The 19,750-nt window shown below is 67.6% G+C and carries 13 protein-coding genes; 10 read left to right on the forward strand and 3 right to left on the reverse strand.

Translation table 11 applies throughout. The annotated features are described in order from the left end of the window. Positions 1 to 173 precede the first annotated feature (173 nt). On the reverse strand, positions 174 to 1,295 hold the full coding sequence (locus HNP46_RS32665; RefSeq protein ID WP_184597490.1) for a M14 family metallopeptidase: 1,122 nt from the start codon (positions 1,293 to 1,295) through the stop codon (positions 174 to 176). Positions 1,296 to 1,518: 223 nt separating this feature from the next. Here HNP46_RS32665 and lpdA point away from each other — a divergent pair, with 223 nt between their 5' ends. The 10 genes from lpdA (at position 1,519) to HNP46_RS32715 (ending at position 15,878) form a co-directional block, all read left to right on the forward strand. Further along, a complete protein-coding gene (lpdA, locus tag HNP46_RS32670; protein ID WP_184597492.1) occupies positions 1,519 to 2,919 on the forward strand; it encodes a dihydrolipoyl dehydrogenase in 1,401 nt (466 codons plus the stop codon). Between the two features lie 244 nt (positions 2,920 to 3,163). Next, the gene (locus tag HNP46_RS32675; RefSeq protein WP_184597494.1) at positions 3,164 to 3,433 is read left to right on the forward strand and encodes a hypothetical protein; all 270 of its coding nucleotides are present in this window, start codon (positions 3,164 to 3,166) and stop codon (positions 3,431 to 3,433) included. 326 nt (positions 3,434 to 3,759) lie between these two features. After that, positions 3,760 to 7,443, forward strand: a complete 3,684-nt coding sequence (locus tag HNP46_RS32680) for a PAS domain S-box protein (RefSeq protein ID WP_184597496.1) — start codon at positions 3,760 to 3,762, stop codon at positions 7,441 to 7,443. Then, positions 7,440 to 8,441: an HD domain-containing phosphohydrolase gene (locus HNP46_RS32685; RefSeq protein WP_184597498.1), complete on the forward strand. Its 1,002-nt coding sequence runs from the start codon at positions 7,440 to 7,442 to the stop codon at positions 8,439 to 8,441. The genes HNP46_RS32680 and HNP46_RS32685 overlap by 4 nt, the downstream gene beginning before the upstream one ends. 82 nt (positions 8,442 to 8,523) lie before the next feature. Next, positions 8,524 to 9,069 (forward strand): DUF4256 domain-containing protein, encoded by a 546-nt coding sequence (locus tag HNP46_RS32690; RefSeq protein WP_184597500.1) that lies wholly within the window; start codon positions 8,524 to 8,526, stop codon positions 9,067 to 9,069. A 141-nt stretch (positions 9,070 to 9,210) separates the two neighbouring features. Further along, a complete protein-coding gene (locus tag HNP46_RS32695) occupies positions 9,211 to 10,293 on the forward strand; it encodes an efflux RND transporter periplasmic adaptor subunit (protein WP_184597502.1) in 1,083 nt (360 codons plus the stop codon). Continuing rightward, complete coding sequence (locus HNP46_RS32700) at positions 10,293 to 13,346, forward strand: efflux RND transporter permease subunit (protein ID WP_184597504.1); 3,054 nt, start codon at positions 10,293 to 10,295, stop codon at positions 13,344 to 13,346. Before HNP46_RS32695 ends, HNP46_RS32700 begins: the two co-directional genes overlap by 1 nt. 84 nt (positions 13,347 to 13,430) lie before the next feature. Then, positions 13,431 to 14,432, forward strand: a complete 1,002-nt coding sequence (locus tag HNP46_RS32705; RefSeq protein WP_184597506.1) for a GlxA family transcriptional regulator — start codon at positions 13,431 to 13,433, stop codon at positions 14,430 to 14,432. A gap of 27 nt (positions 14,433 to 14,459) precedes the next feature. Beyond that, the gene (locus tag HNP46_RS32710; protein WP_184597508.1) at positions 14,460 to 14,702 is read left to right on the forward strand and encodes a DUF1272 domain-containing protein; all 243 of its coding nucleotides are present in this window, start codon (positions 14,460 to 14,462) and stop codon (positions 14,700 to 14,702) included. A 9-nt stretch (positions 14,703 to 14,711) separates the two neighbouring features. Next, positions 14,712 to 15,878, forward strand: a complete 1,167-nt coding sequence (locus HNP46_RS32715) for an MFS transporter (RefSeq protein WP_184597510.1) — start codon at positions 14,712 to 14,714, stop codon at positions 15,876 to 15,878. A 503-nt stretch (positions 15,879 to 16,381) separates the two neighbouring features. Here the strand turns inward: HNP46_RS32715 and nfuA are convergent. Further along, positions 16,382 to 16,966: a Fe-S biogenesis protein NfuA gene (nfuA, locus tag HNP46_RS32720; protein WP_184597512.1), complete on the reverse strand. Its 585-nt coding sequence runs from the start codon at positions 16,964 to 16,966 to the stop codon at positions 16,382 to 16,384. Between the two features lie 463 nt (positions 16,967 to 17,429). Continuing rightward, positions 17,430 to 19,712 (reverse strand): fatty acid cis/trans isomerase, encoded by a 2,283-nt coding sequence (locus HNP46_RS32725; protein WP_184597514.1) that lies wholly within the window; start codon positions 19,710 to 19,712, stop codon positions 17,430 to 17,432. Between the last annotated feature and the right edge of the window lie 38 nt (positions 19,713 to 19,750).

Here is a 19,750-nt window from a genome sequence, read left to right on the forward strand (position 1 = left end):
CTCCTACCGTCTGGCTTGCAGAAGCGGACTTTGTCCCTCCACCCCCGACAGGTTCCTACCCTAACGCCATACAAGCGGACTCCGTCCGCGATGGCGTCCGGCGCGTGGCGGCCCCATCGCGGACGGAGTCCGCTCCTACGCAGGGGAATCAGCGTGGAACCTGGTCCAGCCGATCAGCGCAGCTCCTCGACCAGGCTCGCCACGGTCACCAACACGGCTGCAGCCAACGCCTTGGAACGCGCCCCGCTCCACCCGGTGCGGGCGTTGGGCGAGAGGTTGTGGTCCTTGAACGGCATTTCCAGGGTCAGCGACAGGCAGTCGTAGGTGCGGCCGACGTGGTTGCAGGCCAGGGTGAGGTTGGCCTGGCCGGGGGCATCCTTCGGGTAACCGTGCACGCTCTGGAATTCGCCGTTGGCCTCCAGGCGCTCGCGGAACAGCTGCTCCAGGCGATCCAGGCGCGGGGTGAACTCGGGATTGCCTTCGCAACCGGCGGCGAACACGAAGGGGATTTCCTCGTCGCCGTGGACGTCGAGGAACAGGTCGACGCCGTACTTCGCCATCTGCTGCTGGACGAACAGCACTTCCGGGCTCTCCTCGGCGCTGGGCGCGGCCCAGGCGCGGTTGAGGTCCTTGCCGGCGGCGTTGGTGCGCAGGTGGCCGTGGAAGGCGCCGTCGGGGTTCATGTTCGGCACCAGGTAGAAGTCGGCGTGCTGCAGCAGGCGCTGGATGTCGGCGTCGGCTGATTGCAGACGCTCGATCAGGCCTTCCATGAACCACTCGGCCATATGCTCGCCAGGGTGCTGCTGGGCGATCAGCCAGATCTTGCGCGCGCCCGGCGCGCCCTTGCCGATACGTAGCAGGGGCATCTCGCGGCCTTCGAGGCTGTGCCCGGTAGCGAGCAGTTCGGCGCCGTTGGCCTGGGCGCGCTGCACCAGCTCGGCGTGGCGCTCGCGACTGTAGGGCTCGAAGTAGGCGAACCAGGCCTGGGGTTGCTCGGCGTCGAGGCTGAAGTGCAGGCCGTTGGAGTCGTAGGTGCTGGGCACGCGGAACCAGTCACGTTGATCGTAGGACGCCACCGCGTTGTAGCCCGGCCAACCGCCGGTGTAGCTGGAGCCGGGGGTATTGGTCAGGCTGAACTGGTACTGCCGGCCGGGCACCAGACCCTCAGCCTTGAAGTGGAACCACTGGAAGTGCGGGCTTTTGCTGTCTGGCCGCAGCGCCAGGCGCACGTGGCGCGGGTCGCTGGCGTCGATGACCTGGATGTTGCCGCTGTCGAAATCGCAGTCGATCTTCATGAATTCTCCGTAGGCGCACGAACCTGGGGCGCCAAAGCCCTGCATTTTCGCCCTCCCCGCCGCGCCTGTCATGTGTGCATGACTTGCACGACATCATATATTATGTTCGTAATATAAATTGAGGAACGCTATTCCCGGGCCCTGCGCTGGTGATCCAGCACCCGCCGGCTAACCTCGACTGACTGTTTCTCAACTGCCCTTTCCCTGTTAAGGAGAACACCGCATGAGCGCATACGATGTGATCGTCATTGGCGGCGGCCCCGGCGGCTACAACGCCGCCATCCGTGCCGGCCAGCTGGGCCTGAAGGTGGCCTGCGTGGAGGGCCGCGAGACCCTCGGCGGCACCTGCCTGAACGTCGGCTGCATGCCCTCCAAGGCGCTGCTGCACGCCTCCGAGCTGTACGAAGCGGCGGCCGGCGGCGAGTTCGCCAACCTCGGCATCCAGGTCAAGCCCAAGCTGGACCTGGCGCAGATGATGAAGCAGAAGGCCGAGAGCGTGGCCGCGCTGACCAAGGGCGTGGAGTTCCTATTCCGCAAGAACAAGGTGGACTGGGTGAAAGGCTGGGGCCGAATCGACGGGCCGGGCAAGGTCGAAGTGACCGCCGCCGACGGCAGCAGGAGCACGCTGACCGCCAAGGACATCATCATCGCTACCGGCTCCGAGCCCTCGCCGCTGCCGGGCGTCGAGGTCGACAACAAACGCATCCTCGACTCCACTGGTGCGCTGTCCATCCCCGAGGTGCCCAAGCACCTGGTGGTGATCGGCGCGGGGGTCATCGGCCTGGAGCTGGGTTCGGTGTGGCGCCGCCTGGGCGCGGAAGTGACGGTGATCGAATACCTCGACCGCATCTGCCCCGGCATGGACCTGGAAACCGCCAGGACCTTCCAGCGCGCGCTGACCAAACAGGGCATGAGCTTCAAGCTGGGCGCCAAGGTCACCCAGGCCAGGGTCAGCGGCAAGCAGGTGACGCTGAGCGTGGAACCGGCCGCCGGCGGCCCGGCACAGACGATAGAGGCAGATTACGTGCTGCTCGCCATCGGTCGCCGCCCCTACACCCAGGGCCTCGGCCTGGAAAGCGTGGGCCTGAACACCGACAAGCGCGGCATGCTGGAAAACCACGAGCACCGCAGCGCCGTGCCGGGTATCTGGGTGATCGGCGACGTGACCTCCGGCCCGATGCTCGCGCACAAGGCCGAGGACGAGGCCATCGCCTGCGTCGAGCTGATCGCCGGCAAGGCCGGGGAAGTGAACTACGACGTGATCCCCAGCGTGATCTACACCCACCCGGAAGTCGCCACCGTGGGCAGGACCGAGGAGCAGCTCAAGGCCGAGGGCCGCGCCTACAAGGTAGGCAAGTTCCCCTTCACCGCCAACAGCCGGGCGAAGATCAACCACGAGACCGAAGGCTTCGTGAAGGTGCTGGCGGATGAGCGCAGCGACGAGATTCTCGGCGTGCACATGATCGGCCCGAACGTCGGCGACATGATCGCGGAATACTGCGTGGCCATGGAGTTCCGCGGCGCCGCCGAGGACATCGCGCGCACCTGCCACCCGCACCCGACCCGCTCCGAGGCGCTGCGCCAGGCGGCCATGAACGTGGACGGCTGGGCCATGCAGGCCTGACCATTCGTCGCCCGTCAGCCAGGGGGCGTGCGACGCGATGGCGCACCCGAAATCTCGCTGCAGGCCACGGCTGACGGGGCCTGCAGCGACTCAAACAGTTTTATTTGCGACTATTTTGTGTACAACCGCGACATGGGTTGTGACTTTCTTCGACTCTGAATCCATCAATTGCGTGAACGAACACGAAAGTGGATGAACCGCTTTCGCCACCTTCGCAATGGATCACCGCAGAGAGATCACAACCATGCATGCGACTCTTCGTTTCAACGAGGCTCTGCTGATCACCGGACGAGCCTTCCAACCCTTCCAGTGTGTGACCTGGGTTGACCAGGGGGGCGACGGCAGCCTCGACCTGTCCGTCCTCGATCGTACCGGTGCCCGGCTGCTGGGCCTCACCCACATTCCCAGCTCCGCCTATTCCAACCGCCAGCAACTCGAGAACCTGCTGACCCAGGCTCGCGAGGAACTCAATCGCGAAGGCCACAGCCTGCAGGATTGGCACATGCCTGCCTGATCCGCAGACAGGCAACGCCCGAAAAGCCCGGCCCTCAGCCGGGCTTTTCATTGCGGCTGCCGATCATCGGTAATCCTTCCCCCGCCCCTCAATTCCCCCTGCACGCAGCCGATAGAAGCTTGTCGGTGTCTCTTCTGCTGGATCGATTCAGCTTCGTTTCCGAAAACACCCCGCCCGCTCGTCAGATTCCCCCATCGCACCCCGGGTTTCGCGTGAGCAGCGACCGACAATGATGGCAATTTGCAGCCATCCTGTGCTCTGCTTCGCACTGACTACCCAGTCGCGTCATCCACCGGGCCTTCGGCACGCAGTACGGTCTACGTTCAATGCTCGATCTGCAGCGATATTTCTACCTCGGCGACACGCCTTCCCTGCTGGTCTTCGGCGAACACAACGCTGCACTGGTGCTGTTGTCCGTCCTGATCGCCATCTTCACCTCGACCATGGCCCTGCAACTGGCCGGCGTGGCGCGGATGTCGCGCAACCGCTTCTACCGCCAGTTGGCCATCGGCACTGGCGCGGTGGCCCTGGGCGGCGGCGTCTGGTCGATGCACTTCATCGGCATGCTGTCCTTCCAGCTCTGCGCCGCGGTGCGCTATGACCCGCTGATCACCCTGCTGTCGGGCCTGCCGAGCCTGTTCGCCTCGTGGATCGCCCTCAACCTGCTGGCCCAGCGCAACGTCAGCCAGTTGCAGTTCATCGGCGGCGGCGTGCTGGTCGGCGCCGGGATCGGCGCCATGCACTACAGCGGCATGGCGGCCATGCAGATGGCGCCGCTGCTGCGCTACGACCCCTGGATGTTCGTCCTGTCGATCATCGTCGCCGTAGTGCTGGCGGTCATCGCCCTGTGGGTGCGCTTCGGCCTGCGCGGGCGGATGCGGCCAAGCCTGGCGATCCTGGTCAGCGGCGCGGTGATGGGCCTGGCGATTGCCGGCATGCATTACACCGGGATGGCCGCGGCGCGCTTCGTCGGCATGGAGGAGTTCGGTGCACCGCAGGGCGTGCAGGGCAGCTTCTACCTGGCCATGGCGGTGTCCATGGCCACCATCAGCCTGAGCATCTGCGTGGCGGCGGTGAACGGCCTGCTGCGCTACCGCCAGCTGTTCCAGGAACTGGAGCGGCGGCGCAAGCACCTGGACTCGCTGCTCGACGCCGCCGTCGAAGCGATCCTTACCGTCGACCACAGTGGCGTGATCCGTTCGGTCAACCATGCCGTGCTGCGCCTGTTCGGCTGGCACCCCCACGAGCTGATCGGCCAGCCCATGCAGGTGCTGATGAACCCGGCCTACGGCTACCAGTTCCAGATGGCGCTGGAGAGCTACAAGCGCAGCGGCCAGCGCCAGTTCACCAGCTCGGAGATCGAACTCGAGGGCCTGACCCGCGACGGCCGGGAATTCCCGGTGCGGGTCAGCCTGGGCGTCACCGATCACCACGGCAAGCCGTGGTTCGTCGCCTTCGTCGCCGACATCAGCGAACGCCGCGAGATGGAACAGGCCCTGCGCACCCGCGAGGAGCAGTACCGCTCGCTGATCCGCAACATGCCCGGCATCGCCTTCCGCGTCCTCCCGGACGACGCCTGGAACGTCCTGTTCGTCAGCGATGCGGTCGAGGCCGTCACCGGCTGGTCGGCCAACGATTTCAGCAGCGGACGCATCACCTTCGGCCAGCTCTACCATCCCGATGACCAGGCCGCGGTGAACGCGGAAGTCCGCCGCGCCATCGCCGAACGGCGCAGCTATGTCGTCGAGTACCGCCTGTTCGATCGCAGCGGCACCGAGCGCTGGATCTGGGAAGGCGGCAGCGCCTGCTACGACGAGGCGGGCAACCCGCAGTGGATCGACGGCGTGCTGCTCGACCACACCGAATCCAAGCTGCTGAGCAACGAGTACGAAGGCAAGTTCACTGCCATCGGCCGCGCCATGGCGCTGATCGAGTTCGACCTCGACGGCCACGTGCTGGCCGCCAACGAGCATTTCCTGCAGTTGTTCGGCTACCGCGAGGCCGAGGTGCTGGGCCAGCACCACAGCCTGTTCTGCCCTTCCGGCTACGCCAGCAGTGCGGAGTACCAGGCGTTCTGGCAGGAACTGCGCAAGGGTGAGTTCAGCGCCGGCGAGTACCGCCGGCTGGCGAAGGACGGCCGCGAGGTGTGGATCCACGCTACCTACAACCCGATCCTGGATTTCGACGGCAAGCCGGTGAAGGTGGTGAAACTGGCCACCGACCTCACCCCACGCCGCGTCATGGAGCAGGAACTGCGCAGCGCCCGCGACCGCGCCGAGCAGGCCGCCGCCGCGCGCAGCAGCTTCCTGGCCAACATGAGCCACGAGATCCGCACGCCGATGAACGCCATCATGGGCTTCACCGAGCTGCTGCTGGATTCGCCGCTGGAGCAGAACCAGCGGCGCCACCTCAATACCGTGCAGGCCGCCTCGCGCTCGCTGCTGGGGCTGCTCAACGACATCCTCGACACCGCCAAGCTCGACCGAGGCGCCATCGAGCTGGAGGCCATCGACTTCTCCCTGGCGGAGCTGTGCGAGCAGGTCTGCGCGGCGCTGCGGCTGTCCGCCGAGCGCAAGGGCCTGGACCTGCGGATCGACTATGGCCAGCGCGTGGGCGAGTACTTCTGCGGCGATCCGCTGCGCCTGCAGCAGGTGCTGACCAACCTGCTGGGCAACGCGGTGAAATTCACCGAGCGCGGCGAAGTGCGGCTGGTCATCAGCGGCGAACCCGGCGCTCTGCGCCTGGCCATCCGCGATACCGGCATCGGCATCGCCGCCGACCGCCTGGAACGCATCTTCGATCCCTTCGCCCAGGCCGACGCCTCCATGAGCCGGCGCTTCGGCGGCACCGGGCTGGGCACCACCATCTCGCGCCAGCTGGTGGAGCTGATGGGCGGCCGCCTGGGCGTGGAAAGCGAAGTGGGCCGCGGCAGCGTGTTCACCGTCGACCTGCCGCTGCCCGCTGGCCGCAGCGTACAGCCGGCGACCCGCAGCCACGCGCCGAGCCTGCCCGCCCTGCGCATCCTGGTGGCGGACGACGTGCCGCAGAACGTCGAGCTGCTCGAACTCAACCTGCGCCGCCTCGGCCACCAGCCGCACAGCGTCGGCGACGGCCAGGCCGCGGTGGACGCCTACAGCGCGCAGGCCTTCGACCTGATCCTGATGGACGTGCAGATGCCCGGCATGGATGGCCTGGAAGCCACCCGACGCATTCGTGCCATCGAACAGCAGCGTGGCACGGCGGCCGTGCCGATCATCGCGCTGACCGCCAGCGTGCTCGACCGCGACCGGCAGAATGCCCTGGACGCCGGCATGAACGGCTTCGCCAGCAAACCCCTGGAACTCAACGGCCTGCTCGATGAGATCGCCCGCCTGCTGGGCACCGCGCCAGTGGTCCTGGGTGAAAAGAACGCGGCGCCGGCCGCGCTGGCCACCCTCGACTGGACCGTCGGCGCCCGCCTGTGGGGCGGGCCGCTGCCCATGGCGCGGGCCGTCGTGCGCTTCCTCGACGAACAGGAAGGCAGCCTCGTCAGCCTGGAACAGGCGGTCGACAGCGGCGACCGTGTCGCCATCACCGCCCTCGCCCACCGCCTGCGCGGTGCCGCCGCCAATCTCGCGCTGCCGCGCCTGGCCGGCGCCATCGGAGCGCTGGAGGGCGCCGCCGACCATGGCACCGCGGAACAGCTGGGCAGCGCCCTGGACCGCGCCCGCGCCGAGTTCGTCATCGTCCGCCAGTCGGTGCCGCTGGTGCCGGCAGCCGTCGATGGCGCGCTCGACGAAGTGCTGGCGCAGACCGCCGTCGATGACCTGCGCGAAGCGCTGCAGGCCCTGGAGCTGGCGCTGTCGCGTGGCGGCCTGGACGACGCTGCGCTGGAGCGCCTGCGCGCCGGCACCGCCCGCGGCGAGTACCACGAGACCTTCGCCTCGCTGAACCTGGCCATCGACGATTTCGACTTCGACCAGGCCCTGCACTGGGTCCGCACCCTCGGCAACCGCCTGGAGCAAGCATGAACCTGAGCGCCCAAGACCTTCGCCCGTGCCTGCTGCTGGTGGACGATGAAGCCACCAATCTCCAGGTGCTGCGCCACATCCTGCAGGACGACTATCGCCTGCTGTTCGCCAAGGACGGCGACAAGGCCCTGGAGCTGGCCAACCGCGAGCGCCCCGAGCTGGTCCTGCTGGACGTGATGATGCCGGGCATGACCGGCTTCGAGGTGTGCCAGCGGCTCAAGGCCGAGCAGGCCACCTGCGCCATCCCGGTTATCTTCGTCACCGCCCTGGCCGACGTGCCGGACGAGGCCCGGGGCTTCGAGGTAGGCGCGGTGGACTACATCACCAAGCCGGTCAGCCCGCCCATCGTCAAGGCGCGGGTGCGCACGCACCTGTCGCTGGTACGCGTGGAGGAGCTGCGCGAAACGCGCCTGCAGATTGTCCAGCGCCTGGGCAAGGCCGCGGAGTTCAAGGACAACGAGACCGGCCTGCACGTCATCCGCATGAGCCACTACGCGCACATCCTCGCCCGCGCCGCCGGCTTCGCCGAGAAGGCCGCCGACGACCTGCTCAACGCCGCGCCCATGCACGACGTGGGCAAGATCGGCATTCCCGACGCCATCCTGCAGAAGCCGGGGCGCCTGGAAGATCACGAGTGGGCGGTGATGCGCCAGCACCCGGAGATCGGCGCGCGGATCATCGGCGAGCATGACTCGCCGCTGCTCACCCTGGCCCGCAGTATCGCCCTCACCCACCACGAACGCTGGGACGGCACCGGCTACCCCAACGGCCTGCGCGGCGAGGAGATCCCCGTGGAAGGCCGCATCGTTGCCATCGCCGACGTGTTCGACGCACTGACCAGCGTGCGCCCGTACAAACCGGCCTGGAGCGTCGAGGACGCGGTGGAGCTGTTGCGCCGGGAGAAAGGCAGTCAATTCGACCCGCAGCTGGTGGAGCTGTTCCTCGGCTGCCTGCCGGAAATCCTCGTGGTGCGTGAGCGCTGGGGCGAGGCCGGCTAAGGCCCGCAACAGAGCGCTGCGAAGATTTCCTGCTTTACTCCAGAGCCATGGCTACACGGAATCGGCTCAGGGAGATGGCGAGATGAATGCGCAGCAGCGCGATACCCTTCTGGCGACACTGCAGGCACGCTTCGAGGCACATCCACAGCGGCATGCCGGCATCGACTGGAATGAAGTGCAGGCACGCCTGGCGGCCGCCCCGGCCAAGCTCAAGGCGCTGGAGCAGATGGAAGCAACCGGCGGCGAACCCGACGTGGTCGGCCGCGAAAGCGCCAGCGGCGCCTTGCTGTTCTTCGACTGCTCCGCCGAAACCCCTGCCGGCCGCCGCAGCCTGTGCTACGACCGCGAAGCGCTGGACGCACGCAAGAAGGACAAGCCCGCCGGCTGCGCCACCGAACTGGCCGCGCAGATCGGCATCGAGCTGCTCGACGAGGCGCAGTACCGCCAGCTGCAGGAACTGGGCAGCTTCGACCTGAAGACCTCCAGTTGGCTGCGTACCCCAGGCTCGATGCGCAAGCTGGACGGCGCGTTGTTCGGCGACCGTCGCTACGAGCGGGTCTTCACTTACCACAACGGTGTGCAGTCGTATTACGCGGCGCGCGGTTTTCGCGGCGTGCTGAAGGTCTGACGACGCGGCCGTATCTGAACGATTCCTGTACCGCCGCTGAACTTTCCCAGAGCCGCCCAGCGGCCCTTGATGTATGTCAGGCGGACCATTCCGAGCGGCGCGCAGTCTGGCCGCACCCACTGAGTCCTGAGGAATTCCCCCGTGAAAACGCCCGCCTGCCTCCTGCTCGTCGCTCTGCTGGTCGGCTGCGGCCCGACGCCCTCGGCGCCGGTCAACGTGGTTCGCCCGGTAAAGCTGTTCAGCGTGCCAGCCGCGGCCGCCGAAGGCGTGCGTCAGTTCCCCGGCCAGTTGGTGGCCTCGGATGAAGTCGACCTGTCCTTCCGTCTCGCCGGCCACCTCAAGACCCTCTCGGTGAAACAGGGCCAGCGCGTCGAGCGCGGCCAGCTGATCGCCGAGCTGGACGATGCCGACCTGCGCCTGCGCCTGCGCGACCGCGAGGCCACCTTCAATCTCGCCCGCGCCCAGTACCAGCGCGTGGCCACGCTCAACGAGCGGCAACTGGTGGCCCGCGCCGAGCTGGACCAGCGCAAGGCCCAGCTGGACTCTGCCGAGGCCGCGCTCAAGCTGGCCCGCCAGGAAGTCGGCTATGCCCGCCTGGAGGCGCCGTTCGCCGGCGTCATCGCCCAGCTGCCGGTGCAGAACCACCAGATGCTGCAACCCAAGCAGCCGGTGGCGATCCTGCAATCAGCCGATACCTATGACGTACAGTTCCAGCTCCCGGAAAGCCTGCTGGAGCGCGTCGATGGCGCCAGCCTGCGCAGCGACTACCAGCCCATCGTGCGCCTGGCCCGCGTGCCCGGCCGCGACTTCCCGGCGATCTACAAGGAGCACAGCACCCGCCCCGATCCGGCGACCCTGAGCTACACCGTCACCCTGACCCTGGAGCGGCCCAAGGACGTCACCCTGCTGCCGGGCATGAGCGCCACTGTCGAGGTGGACTTCGCCCAGCTCGGCCGTGACGCGCCGGCCATCCTGCGGGTGCCCGTGGAAGCGGTGTTCAGCGCCGACGACGGCGCACCGGGGCAGAGCCAGGTGTGGGTGGTGAAAGGTGAAGGCGAGGCGCTGCATGTCGAGCGCCGTGCCGTGCAGCTGGGCCAGCCGGGCGCCGAGGGCATCCAGATTCTCGCCGGCCTGGAACCGGGCGAGCGCATCGTCGCCGCCGGCACCAGCGAGCTGCGCCAGGGCCAGCAGGTCCGTCCGTGGCAACGCGAACGGGGGCTGTAATGGACTTCACCGGCTATTTCCTCAACAACAAGGTAGGCAGCTGGATCGTCATCCTGCTGCTGGCCCTGGGCGGCCTCTACGCCATCCTCGAGATCGGCCGCCTGGAAGACCCGGCCTTCACCGTGAAGACCGCAGTGGTCGCCACCCGCTATGCCGGCGCCTCGCCGCAACAGGTGGAAGAGGAAGTCACCTACCCGCTGGAGAACGCCATCCAGCAACTGGCCTACGTCGACAAGCTCACCTCGATCTCCAGCGCCGGGCTGTCGCAGATCACCGTCAACATCAAACCCCAGTACCGCGCTGGCGAGCTGCCGCAGATCTGGGACGAGCTGCGGCGCAAGGTCAACGACCTCGCCCCACACCTGCCGCCGGGCGTCTCGCCGCCTCAGGTGAACGACGACTTCGGCGACGTCTACGGCATCCTCCTGTCCCTCTCCGGCCAGGGCTACAGCTACCAGGAACTGCGCGACTACGCCGACTTCCTGCGCCGCGAGCTGGTGCTGGTGCCGGGGGTGAGCAAGGTGGTGGTGTCGGGCCTGCAGGCCGAGCAGGTGCAGGTGGACGTGTCGCGGGAAAAGATGGCCGCCATGGGCGTGCCGCTGGCGCGCCTGGTGGACCTGCTCAATCGGCAGAACGTGGTGTCCGATGCCGGCAGCCTGCGGGTGGGCAGCGAGAGCATCCGCCTGCACCCCACCGGTGAATTCGCCGACGTCGGCGAGCTGGAGCGCCTGCTGGTCAGCGCGCCGGGCAGCGCCCAGCTGATCCGCCTGGGCGATATCGCCACGGTGAAGCGCGGCTTCACCGATACGCCCAGCCACCTGTGGCGCGCCGATGGCCATGCGGCCCTGGCGCTGGGCATCGCCTTCGCCCCGCAGGTGAACGTGGTGAAGGTCGGCGACGCGGTGCACCTGCGCCTCGACCAGCTGGAAAGCGAACGCCCGGCCGGCATGCAGCTGACGCCCTTCTATGACCAGGCGGTGGAAGTCCACGGCGCGGTCAACGGCTTCCTGCTCAGCTTCGTCCTGGCGCTGGCCATCGTCGTCGGCACCCTGCTGATCTTCATGGGCCTGCGCAGCGGCGTGGTGATTGCCGGGGTGCTGGCGATCAACGTGCTGGGCAGCCTGCTGCTGATGTACCTGCTGGGCATCGAGCTGCAGCGCATCAGCCTCGGCGCGCTGATCATTTCCCTGTGCATGCTGGTGGACAACGCCATCGTGGTGGTCGAGGGCGTGCTGGTCGGGCGCCTGCGCGGCCAGGGCATCGATGCGGCGATCCGGCATATCGTCCGCCTCACCGCCCTGCCCCTGCTGGGCGCCACGGTGATCGCGGTGCTGGCCTTCGCGCCCATCGGCTTGTCTTCGGATTCCACCGGCGAATACTGCCGCTCGCTGTTCGACGTGCTGCTGGTGTCGCTGCTGCTCAGCTGGATCACTGCCATGACCCTGGCGCCGCTGTTCGCCCGCTGGGCCTTCGCCAATATGCTGGTGAAGGCCGACAGTGCCGAGCCGCACCAGGGCTGGCTGTATCGCGCCTATCGCGGCCTGCTGGAAGCCTGCCTGCGCCAGCGTGCGCTGACCCTGATCGTGCTCGCCGCAGCATTGGCCGCCTCGCTGCTGGGCTTCTCCCAGGTGCGGCAGAACTTCTTCCCGCCGGCCAACACGCCGATGTTCTTCGTCGACCTGTGGCTGCCCCAGGGCACCGCCATCGAGCACACCCGCGACCTCGCCGCCGAGATCGACCAGCACATCAGCGCCCTGCCCGGCGTGCAGCGCACCGTGACCAGCATCGGCCAGGGTGCGCCGCGCTTCATCCTCACCTACGGCGCCGAGCGCCAGCACGCCAACTACGCCCAGGTGCTGGTGCGTACCGAGAACCGCGCACAGATTCCGGGGCTGATCGCCGACCTGCAGCAGTACCTCGACAACCACTACCCGCAGGTGCAGACCGGCCTCAAGCGCCTGATGTTCGGCCCCTCCAGCGGCAGCGCCATCGAAGTCCGGCTGACCGGGCCGGACCCGCAGGAACTGCGCCGCCTGGGTGCGCAGGTGGGCGACATCCTCGCCGCCGACCCGGTGGCCACCGGCGTCGGCCACGACTGGCAGGCCCGTGCGCTGCTGGTGCGCCCGCAGTTCAACGAGGCCCGCGCCCGCGAGCTGGGCATCGACAAGCGCGACCTCGACGGCCTGCTGCGCATGAGCTTCAGCGGCCTGACGGTGGGCATCTACCGCGACGGCACCCAGCAACTGCCCATCGTCGTGCGTGAAAGCGAACTGCACGCCGGGCAGATCAACGACCTGATGCTGTGGAGCCCGGTGAGCCAGCGTTACCTGCCCATCGAGCAGGTGGTCGGCGGCTTCGACAGCGTCTGGGAAGACCCGTTGATCCTGCGCCAGGACCGCAAGCGCACGCTGACGGTGATGGCCGACGTGGCCCCGCAGAGCGGCGAAACCTCTTCGCAGTTGCTGGGCCGAGTGCGCCCGCAGATTGAAGCGCTGAAGCTTCCGCCCGGCTACGAACTGGCCTGGGGCGGCGACGTGGAAAGCTCCGGCGACGCCCGCAACGGCGTGCTCGGCAGCCTGCCCATGGCGTTCCTGGCGATGTTCATCATCACCGTGCTGATGTTCTCCTCGCCGCGCAAGGCGCTGCTGATCTGGCTGACCGTGCCGCTGGCGATGATCGGCGTGACCGTCGGCTTCCTGCTCACCGGCATCCCCTTCGGCTTCATGGCGCTGCTGGGGCTGCTGAGCCTGTCCGGCATGCTGGTGCGCAACGGCATCGTGCTGCTGGAGGAAGTCGACAACCTGGTGGCCGGTGGCGAGGCCCCGCGCGAGGCGCTGGTTAACGCCGCCTGCGCGCGTCTGCGGCCAATCTGCCTGACCGCGCTGACCACCATCCTCGGTCTGGCGCCGCTGCTGCTGGACGCCTTCTTCCAGAGCATGTCGGTGGTGATCATGTTCGGTCTGGGCTTCGCCACGCTGCTGACGCTGATCGTGCTGCCGGTGCTGTATGCCAGCGCCTACCGACTCGGCGGCCTGAAGGTGGTTGCCAGCTGATTTGGCAAGATATGTGGGATGACTGACGTTGCCGCCAGCGGCGCTCACCGCCACACTCGTGGCATCCAATGAACGAGCCCTGCCATGGAATCGCGCCGCATCGCCTGCCTGCTCTACCCCGAGGTCATGAGCCTGGACATCACCGGGCCGCTGCAGGTGTTCGCCTCGGCCAACGTCGAACGTCAGCGCCAGGGCCTGGCGCCGATCTACGAGTTGCTGGTGCTGGGCGAACGCGCCGAACCGGTGGCGACCTCGGCCGGGCTGCGCATCTGCGCCGACCAGGCCTGGCGGAAAATCGACCCCTCCACCCTGGATACGCTGCTGGTCCCTGGCGGCCTGGGCGTGCCGACACAATGCGAGAACACCGACCTGCTGCACTGGCTGGCTGCTGCCGAACCCCAGGTGCGCCGGCTCGGTTCGGTGTGCTCCGGCGCGCTGATCCTGGCCGCCGCCGGCGTGCTCAACGGCCGCCCGGCCACCACTCACTGGGCGGATGTCGACGACCTGTGCGCCGGCTACCCCGAAGTGCTGGTCCAGGGCGACCGCCTGCACACCTATGATCCGCAGCGCCGCGACGGCGACGACCACGTGTTCACCTCGGCCGGCGTCACCGCCGGCATCGACCTGGCCCTGGCGCTGGTGGAAGCCGACCTCGGTCGCGCGCTGGCCCTGGCTGTCGCTCGACGGCTGGTGATGTTCCTCAAGCGCCCCGGCGGCCAGGCGCAGTTCAGCCACTGGCTGACCCCGGAACCCAGCCGTACGCCGCGCCTGGCGGCGCTGCTGGAGTGGATTCCGGCCCACCTGGGCAGCGACCTGTCACTGGAAGCCCTCGCCGGGCAGGCGTGCATGAGCCCACGCACCCTGTCGCGGGTATTCATCAGCGAACTGGGCATCGGGCCGGGGCGCTACGTCGAGAAGGTCCGCCTGGAGGCCGCCCGCGCGTTGCTGCAGGACGCCCAGGCGTCGATCAGCACGGTGTCGCGGCTGTGCGGCTTCGGCCACCCGGAAAACCTGCGCCGCACCTTCCACAAGCACCTGGCGATCAGCCCGCAGGAATACGCCGAGCGCTTCGGCCAGCTGCACTGACAACGACCACCACCCAAGGACCTTGCCATGCTCGAACTCCGCCCCGGCTGCGAATGCTGCGACCGCGACCTGCCCGGCGACAGCGCCGACGCCCTGATCTGCAGCTTCGAATGCACCTTCTGCCGCGACTGCGCAGAGCAGGTACTGCACGGCAAGTGCCCGAACTGCGGCGGTGAACTGGTGCCGCGCCCGCGTCGGCCGCTGGAGAAACTGGCGAGCAGTCCGGCCTCGACCCAGCGGGTGCTCAAGCCCGCCGGCTGCCAGGACTGAGGGCGGAGCATGCTGCTGCGCACTCCGGCGATCCGCCTGCTGTTCACTGGCCAGGCGCTGTACTGGTCCTGCTCGCTGATCGGCATCACCCTCACCTCGCTGGTGGGCGCCCAGCTCACGCCGCTCAACAGCCTGGCGACTCTGCCGCTGGCGATCCTGGTGCTGGGCAACCTGCTGGCGGTGCAGCCGCTGTCACTGTTCATGCAGCGCCACGGACGACGCCGTGGCCTGCTGCTGGGCGCCGCGTGTGGCGTGGCCGGTGGGTTGCTCTGCGCGCTGGGCGTGTGGCTGGCGGACTTCCTGATGTTCTGCCTGGGCGCGCTGCCCATCGGTGCCTACCAGGCTTCGGCGATGTATTACCGCTTCGCCGCGCTGGAGGCCGTGGATGAAACCCACAAGGGTCGCGCCACGGCCTACGTGATCGGCGGCGGCGTACTCGCGGCCCTGCTCGCGCCGAGCCTGGCGCTGTGGTCGCGTAACGCCCTGCCCACGCCGTTCGTGGGTTCCTACCTGGCGATTGCCGCGCTGGCGCTGGTCGCCATCGCGGTGCTCAGCCGGCTTCCGGAAGGTGCTGCACCCGCACCGTCCACTGGCGGCTGGAAGGTGATGCGCGAGCTGCTGGCGCGCCCGGCGATCCGTGCCGCCATGGCCTGCACCGCCGCCGGCCACGGGCTGATGATCCTGATCATGAACGCCACGCCCCTGGCCATGAGCTTCTGCGGGCTGCCGCTGGAGCGCTCGGTGAGCGTGATCCAGTGGCACGTGCTGGGTATGTTCCTGCCCGCTTTCGTCGCCGGCCCGCTGGTGGATCGCCTGGGCGCGCTTCGCGTGGCCTGGGTCGGCATGGCACTGCTGGCGGTGAGCGCGGCGGTGGCCCTGAGCGGGCAGTCGGTGGCGCAGTTCCTGGTCAGCTCGCTGCTGCTGGGCATGGGCTGGAACCTGATGCTGGTGGCGGGCACCACGCTGCTCGCCTGCGGCCACACGGCACAGGAACGCGGCCATGCCCAGGGGCTGATGGAGCTGGGCAACGGCAGCCTGGCGGCCCTGATGTCATTCAGCTCCGGCGCGCTGATCACCAGCGTCGGCTGGAGCGCGGTGAACCTGCTGGTGTGGCCGGTGCTGCTGGTGGCGCTGGTGATGCTCTGGTCAGGGCGGCGGGAGCTGGTGCAGGCCTGACCGTTCCGCACCTGGGCGGTTCGCGAGCAAGCTCGCTCCTACAGGTTGCCGGTTCGTAGGGCGCTTGAGCCGGAACGGGTTATCCGCCGCAATGGCGGATAACGCTTGAGGCGTTATGCGCCCTACGTTTCCGGGCGGTGCGGGGGCTGGCGCAAGAGCGGACCTTGTCCGCGAAATCCAGCGCGGCGGGGTTCTCTCCAGCAGGAAAGCACAGCAGTTCGTCGCTTGATTGTAGGAGCGAGCTTGCTCGCGAACCCACCCGGAATCGGCCCCCCCGATGGTCAGCGTCGGGGGCAGGCCGATCGCGGACGGAGTCCGCTCCTACGCCGCCGGCAACATCGATGTCGACGCACGAAGGCCAGTTCGTAGGGCGCATAACCCGGAACGGGTTATCCGCCGCAATGGCGGATAACTCTTGAGGCGTTATTCGCCCTGCGAGTCGTGGAAATCCAGGCATGAAAAAGGCGACCCGAAGGTCGCCTTTTCGCTGCTCGTACGCCGACTCAGTAGTAGGCGTTCTCGCGGTTGCTGTGGTCGGTGACGTCGCGCACGCCCTTCAGCTCCGGGATGCGCTCGATCAGGGTCTTCTCGACGCCGTCCTTCAGGGTCATCTCGACCGCACCGCAGCCCTGGCAGCCACCGCCGAAACGCAGCACGGCGATGTTGTCCTCGACCACGTCCACCAGGCTGACCTGGCCGCCGTGGCTGGCCAGACCCGGGTTGATCTCGGTCTGCAGGTAGTAGTTGATGCGCTCGGTCAGCGGGCTGTCTTCGTTGACCATCGGCACCTTGGCGTTGGGCGCCTTGATGGTCAGCTGGCCGCCCATGCGGTCGGTGGCGTAATCGACCACGGCGTCGTCCAGGAACGGTTCGCTGATGGCGTCGATGTAGGCGGTGAAGGCCTTCAGGCCGACCGGGGTGTCTTCCGGCTTCTGCTCGCCCGGCTTGCAGTAGGCGATGCAGGTTTCGGCGTACTGGGTGCCCGGCTGGGTGATGAAAATGCGAATGCCGATGCCGGGGGTGTCCTGCTTGGACAGCAGCTCGGCCAGGTAATCCTGTGCGGCTTCGGTGATGGTGATAGCGCTCATGGCAACTCCTCGCAAACGTGGCGCCAGTTTACGCCATTCGGGGGTCAGGGATAAAGCCCTACCAATTTAGTAGGAATAATTCGCAGCTGGGGGAAACCTGCAGGAGCGGGCCATGCCCGCGAACCGCCGGCACAGCCGGCGCCTTCGAACATGCGCAGTGCATGGGCGTGCGCAGGCCGCTCGGAACTCCTGCGCGAAATATTTCGCGGACAAGGTCCGCTCCTACCTGAATATCGTTCCACGGAGATCCCTCTCCCCCGCCCTGGCTGCGCGCCCCGCTCCGAAGGGAGAGGGAGCAGCCTGTGCCGGCTGACGCCATCGTTTCAATCTGCACCGAACGGTCCCCTCTCCCTTCAGGGAGAGGGTTAGGGAGAGGGAAGCCCAGGTGCAGACTTTCGAAACAAAGACAGTTGCTCCTACGTCAGCGAATACCGCGCGCTGAATCGCAGGAGCGGGCGCCCGGTCAGAGGTTCTCGTAGCGGTTCATGTCCAGCACGCCCGCCTCCACCGGCTCGGTCTCGCGCAGGTAGGCGTCCAGGTCGTGGAAGTAGAACCAGAACTGCGGGTGACTGCGGCGGATGCCCCAGCGGTCGGCGACCTTCTCGAAGTCCGCGGCGCTCTTCACCTGCTCCAGCGCGGCGACGAAATCGCCGACCTCGGCGGCCTTCAGGTTGAACATGAAGTTCGGGTAGCTGGAGAGCACGCCGGGGTAGATGGTCAGGGTGTCCAGCCCCGGCTGGTAGCGCAGCGATTCGCCGGTCAGGAAGGCCACGTTGCTGTGGGCACGGTTGCGCAGCACGGTGTAGATCTCGCGCTGGCCGTCGGGCAGTTCCACCCGCAGCATGGTCGCCTCGGGGAACTGGTCGATCACCGGCAGGCCGGCAGCCGGGCGGCTGACCAGGCGGCTGAAGGCCTGCTCGGCATCCTGCAGCGGCGCGGCGACGGTGTTGCGGTAGCAGGCGCCGTTCTCGCACAGGTTGATCGGGTCGGGCCGCGCATTGAGCGCCACGTAGTGCTTGAGCAGTTGCTGGGCGAAGGCGTTCTTGGCGCCCTTCTCCGGCAGGAACAGGCCGGTCGGCGCATCGCTGTCGCCGGTGTAGTAGTCGACCCAGGCCTTGAGCTTGCCGCTGTCCTGGTACCAGTCATCGAGCAGCGGCCTGCGCGCGGCCACCGGCATCAGGCGCAGGAAGTTGCGCTCGGCGCCATTGCGGATAAGGTCGAAGTACAGGCGTGTCTGCGCCTGGTGAGCGACGTTGCCAAAGACGTCGAAGTTCACCACCAGCCCGTAGTAGGTGCGCTCCAGCAGCGGATAGTCCATCCACCAGAGGGTCTGCGGCACGCCACCGATCAGGCCCTTGCGCACCGAGGCGCTGTCGAACTGGCGGAAGATGCTCAGCACGGCGTTGTCGTTGCCGGCCCAGATGTCGGCCCAGGTCGGCGCCGGGGCGTCGTCGTAGACGTCCTGGCGCAGTTCTTCGTACTGGTTGCGCTTGTCACGGTAGGAACGCCATTGCGAGAGCATGGCGCCCAGGTCGTCGATCTGCCCCGGCAGCGCCAGCAGCGGCGAGGCCTGGTGCTGGAATTTCGGATCGGTGACGTAGAGGTCGTGGTCCGGGTCCTGGAACACCGCCCAGAAGTTGTCGCGGATCACGTCGGTGGCGATCTGCCCGCGGCACACCGGGCCGCGGATGAAGGTGCGGACGAAGTACTCGGCGTTGTCCAGCATGAACTGGTAGCGCGCCCGCGCCGGGATCGCTTCGAACGTCAGGAAGGGGTTGGCGCGGTGCTTCAGGCCGTAACCGGGCACCTTGTCGGTATCCCAGGCGGTGCCGTAGAACAGCTCCTGGTTGCGCTTCAGACGCGCCTCATTGAGCGGATAGGTGATGTGCGTCTTGTGCACGATCACACCCTGGATCGGCCACAGGCGGTAATAGAAGGTATTGCCCGGATCGTCGTTGGGCCGCCGCGTGGCGATGGGGTCGATGGGCTGGCCGCTGGGCGTGCGCGAGCGCACCAGCTGGAAGAAATGCCCCGGCTCGCCACGCTCGGTGAAGTACAGGTGGGCGAGGAACAGGTGCTCGTAGATCCAGCGCGACACCAGGCTCTGGCGTGCGCCGGGCTGGTTGAGGAAGCTCTCCCAGTCGGCGATCTGCGCCGCCTCGCCGCTGCCCGGCTGCCAGGCCTGCTCGTCCACCGGCGCGCCCTGGGCCAGCCAGGTCTTGATCGTGGCGAGCTGCTGGTCAGTCAGGCCGGTGACGGCGAAAGGCATGCCGCTGCGCGGGTTCTTCGCGACGAAGTCGTCGATGGTCTGCGGCGTCGGGCACTGGTTGCTGCGGTTGATGGAGATATCCAGGCCGTCGGGAATCTTCGCGTTGGGCACCAGCGGGTGCTCATGGCCCAGGTCGATCATCCGCGCCATCAGCGCGGCCTGGCTGCCGCGGCCGTCGAGCACCGACCAGAAGTCCTTGCGTCGCCAGGCATCCGCGCCATGGGCATCGAGGAACAGCCGGGTGGTGTCCTGCGCCTTGGTCCGCGCACCGTCGTACACCGGCAGCTTGTTCGCCCCACGCTGCGCGCCTTCGGCGGCCGTCAGATTGAGCTGGCACGGCGAGTCGTAGCAGGCGTGGCAGGCCACGCACTTCTCGGTGAAGATCGGCTGGATATCGCGGGTGTAGGACATCGATTCGGCACGCAGGCCCACACTGGCCATGAGCAGGGCCAGCAGCACGAGAATCCGGGGAAGCATGGGGGCGTTCCTTGACCAGTAACGGCGGAAGTCTACCA

Origin of the sequence: Pseudomonas nitroreducens, assembly GCF_014204515.1 — a bacterium.
GTDB lineage: Bacteria > Pseudomonadota > Gammaproteobacteria > Pseudomonadales > Pseudomonadaceae > Pseudomonas > Pseudomonas nitritireducens_A.

Excerpts from the sequence above, each read along its gene's own strand:
- HNP46_RS32705 (WP_184597506.1), top strand. The coding sequence starts at position 13,431 with ATGGAATCGCGCCGCATCGCCTGCCTGCTCTACCCCGAGGTCATGAGC.
- HNP46_RS32685 (WP_184597498.1), top strand. The coding sequence starts at position 7,440 with ATGAACCTGAGCGCCCAAGACCTTCGCCCGTGCCTGCTGCTGGTGGAC.
- HNP46_RS32710 (WP_184597508.1), top strand. The coding sequence starts at position 14,460 with ATGCTCGAACTCCGCCCCGGCTGCGAATGCTGCGACCGCGACCTGCCC.
- nfuA (WP_184597512.1), bottom strand. The coding sequence starts at position 16,966 with ATGAGCGCTATCACCATCACCGAAGCCGCACAGGATTACCTGGCCGAG.
- HNP46_RS32715 (WP_184597510.1), top strand. The coding sequence starts at position 14,712 with ATGCTGCTGCGCACTCCGGCGATCCGCCTGCTGTTCACTGGCCAGGCG.
- HNP46_RS32665 (WP_184597490.1), bottom strand. The coding sequence starts at position 1,295 with ATGAAGATCGACTGCGATTTCGACAGCGGCAACATCCAGGTCATCGAC.
- lpdA (WP_184597492.1), top strand. The coding sequence starts at position 1,519 with ATGAGCGCATACGATGTGATCGTCATTGGCGGCGGCCCCGGCGGCTAC.
- HNP46_RS32690 (WP_184597500.1), top strand. The coding sequence starts at position 8,524 with ATGAATGCGCAGCAGCGCGATACCCTTCTGGCGACACTGCAGGCACGC.
- HNP46_RS32700 (WP_184597504.1), top strand. The coding sequence starts at position 10,293 with ATGGACTTCACCGGCTATTTCCTCAACAACAAGGTAGGCAGCTGGATC.
- HNP46_RS32680 (WP_184597496.1), top strand. The coding sequence starts at position 3,760 with ATGCTCGATCTGCAGCGATATTTCTACCTCGGCGACACGCCTTCCCTG.
- HNP46_RS32675 (WP_184597494.1), top strand. The coding sequence starts at position 3,164 with ATGCATGCGACTCTTCGTTTCAACGAGGCTCTGCTGATCACCGGACGA.
- HNP46_RS32725 (WP_184597514.1), bottom strand. The coding sequence starts at position 19,712 with ATGCTTCCCCGGATTCTCGTGCTGCTGGCCCTGCTCATGGCCAGTGTG.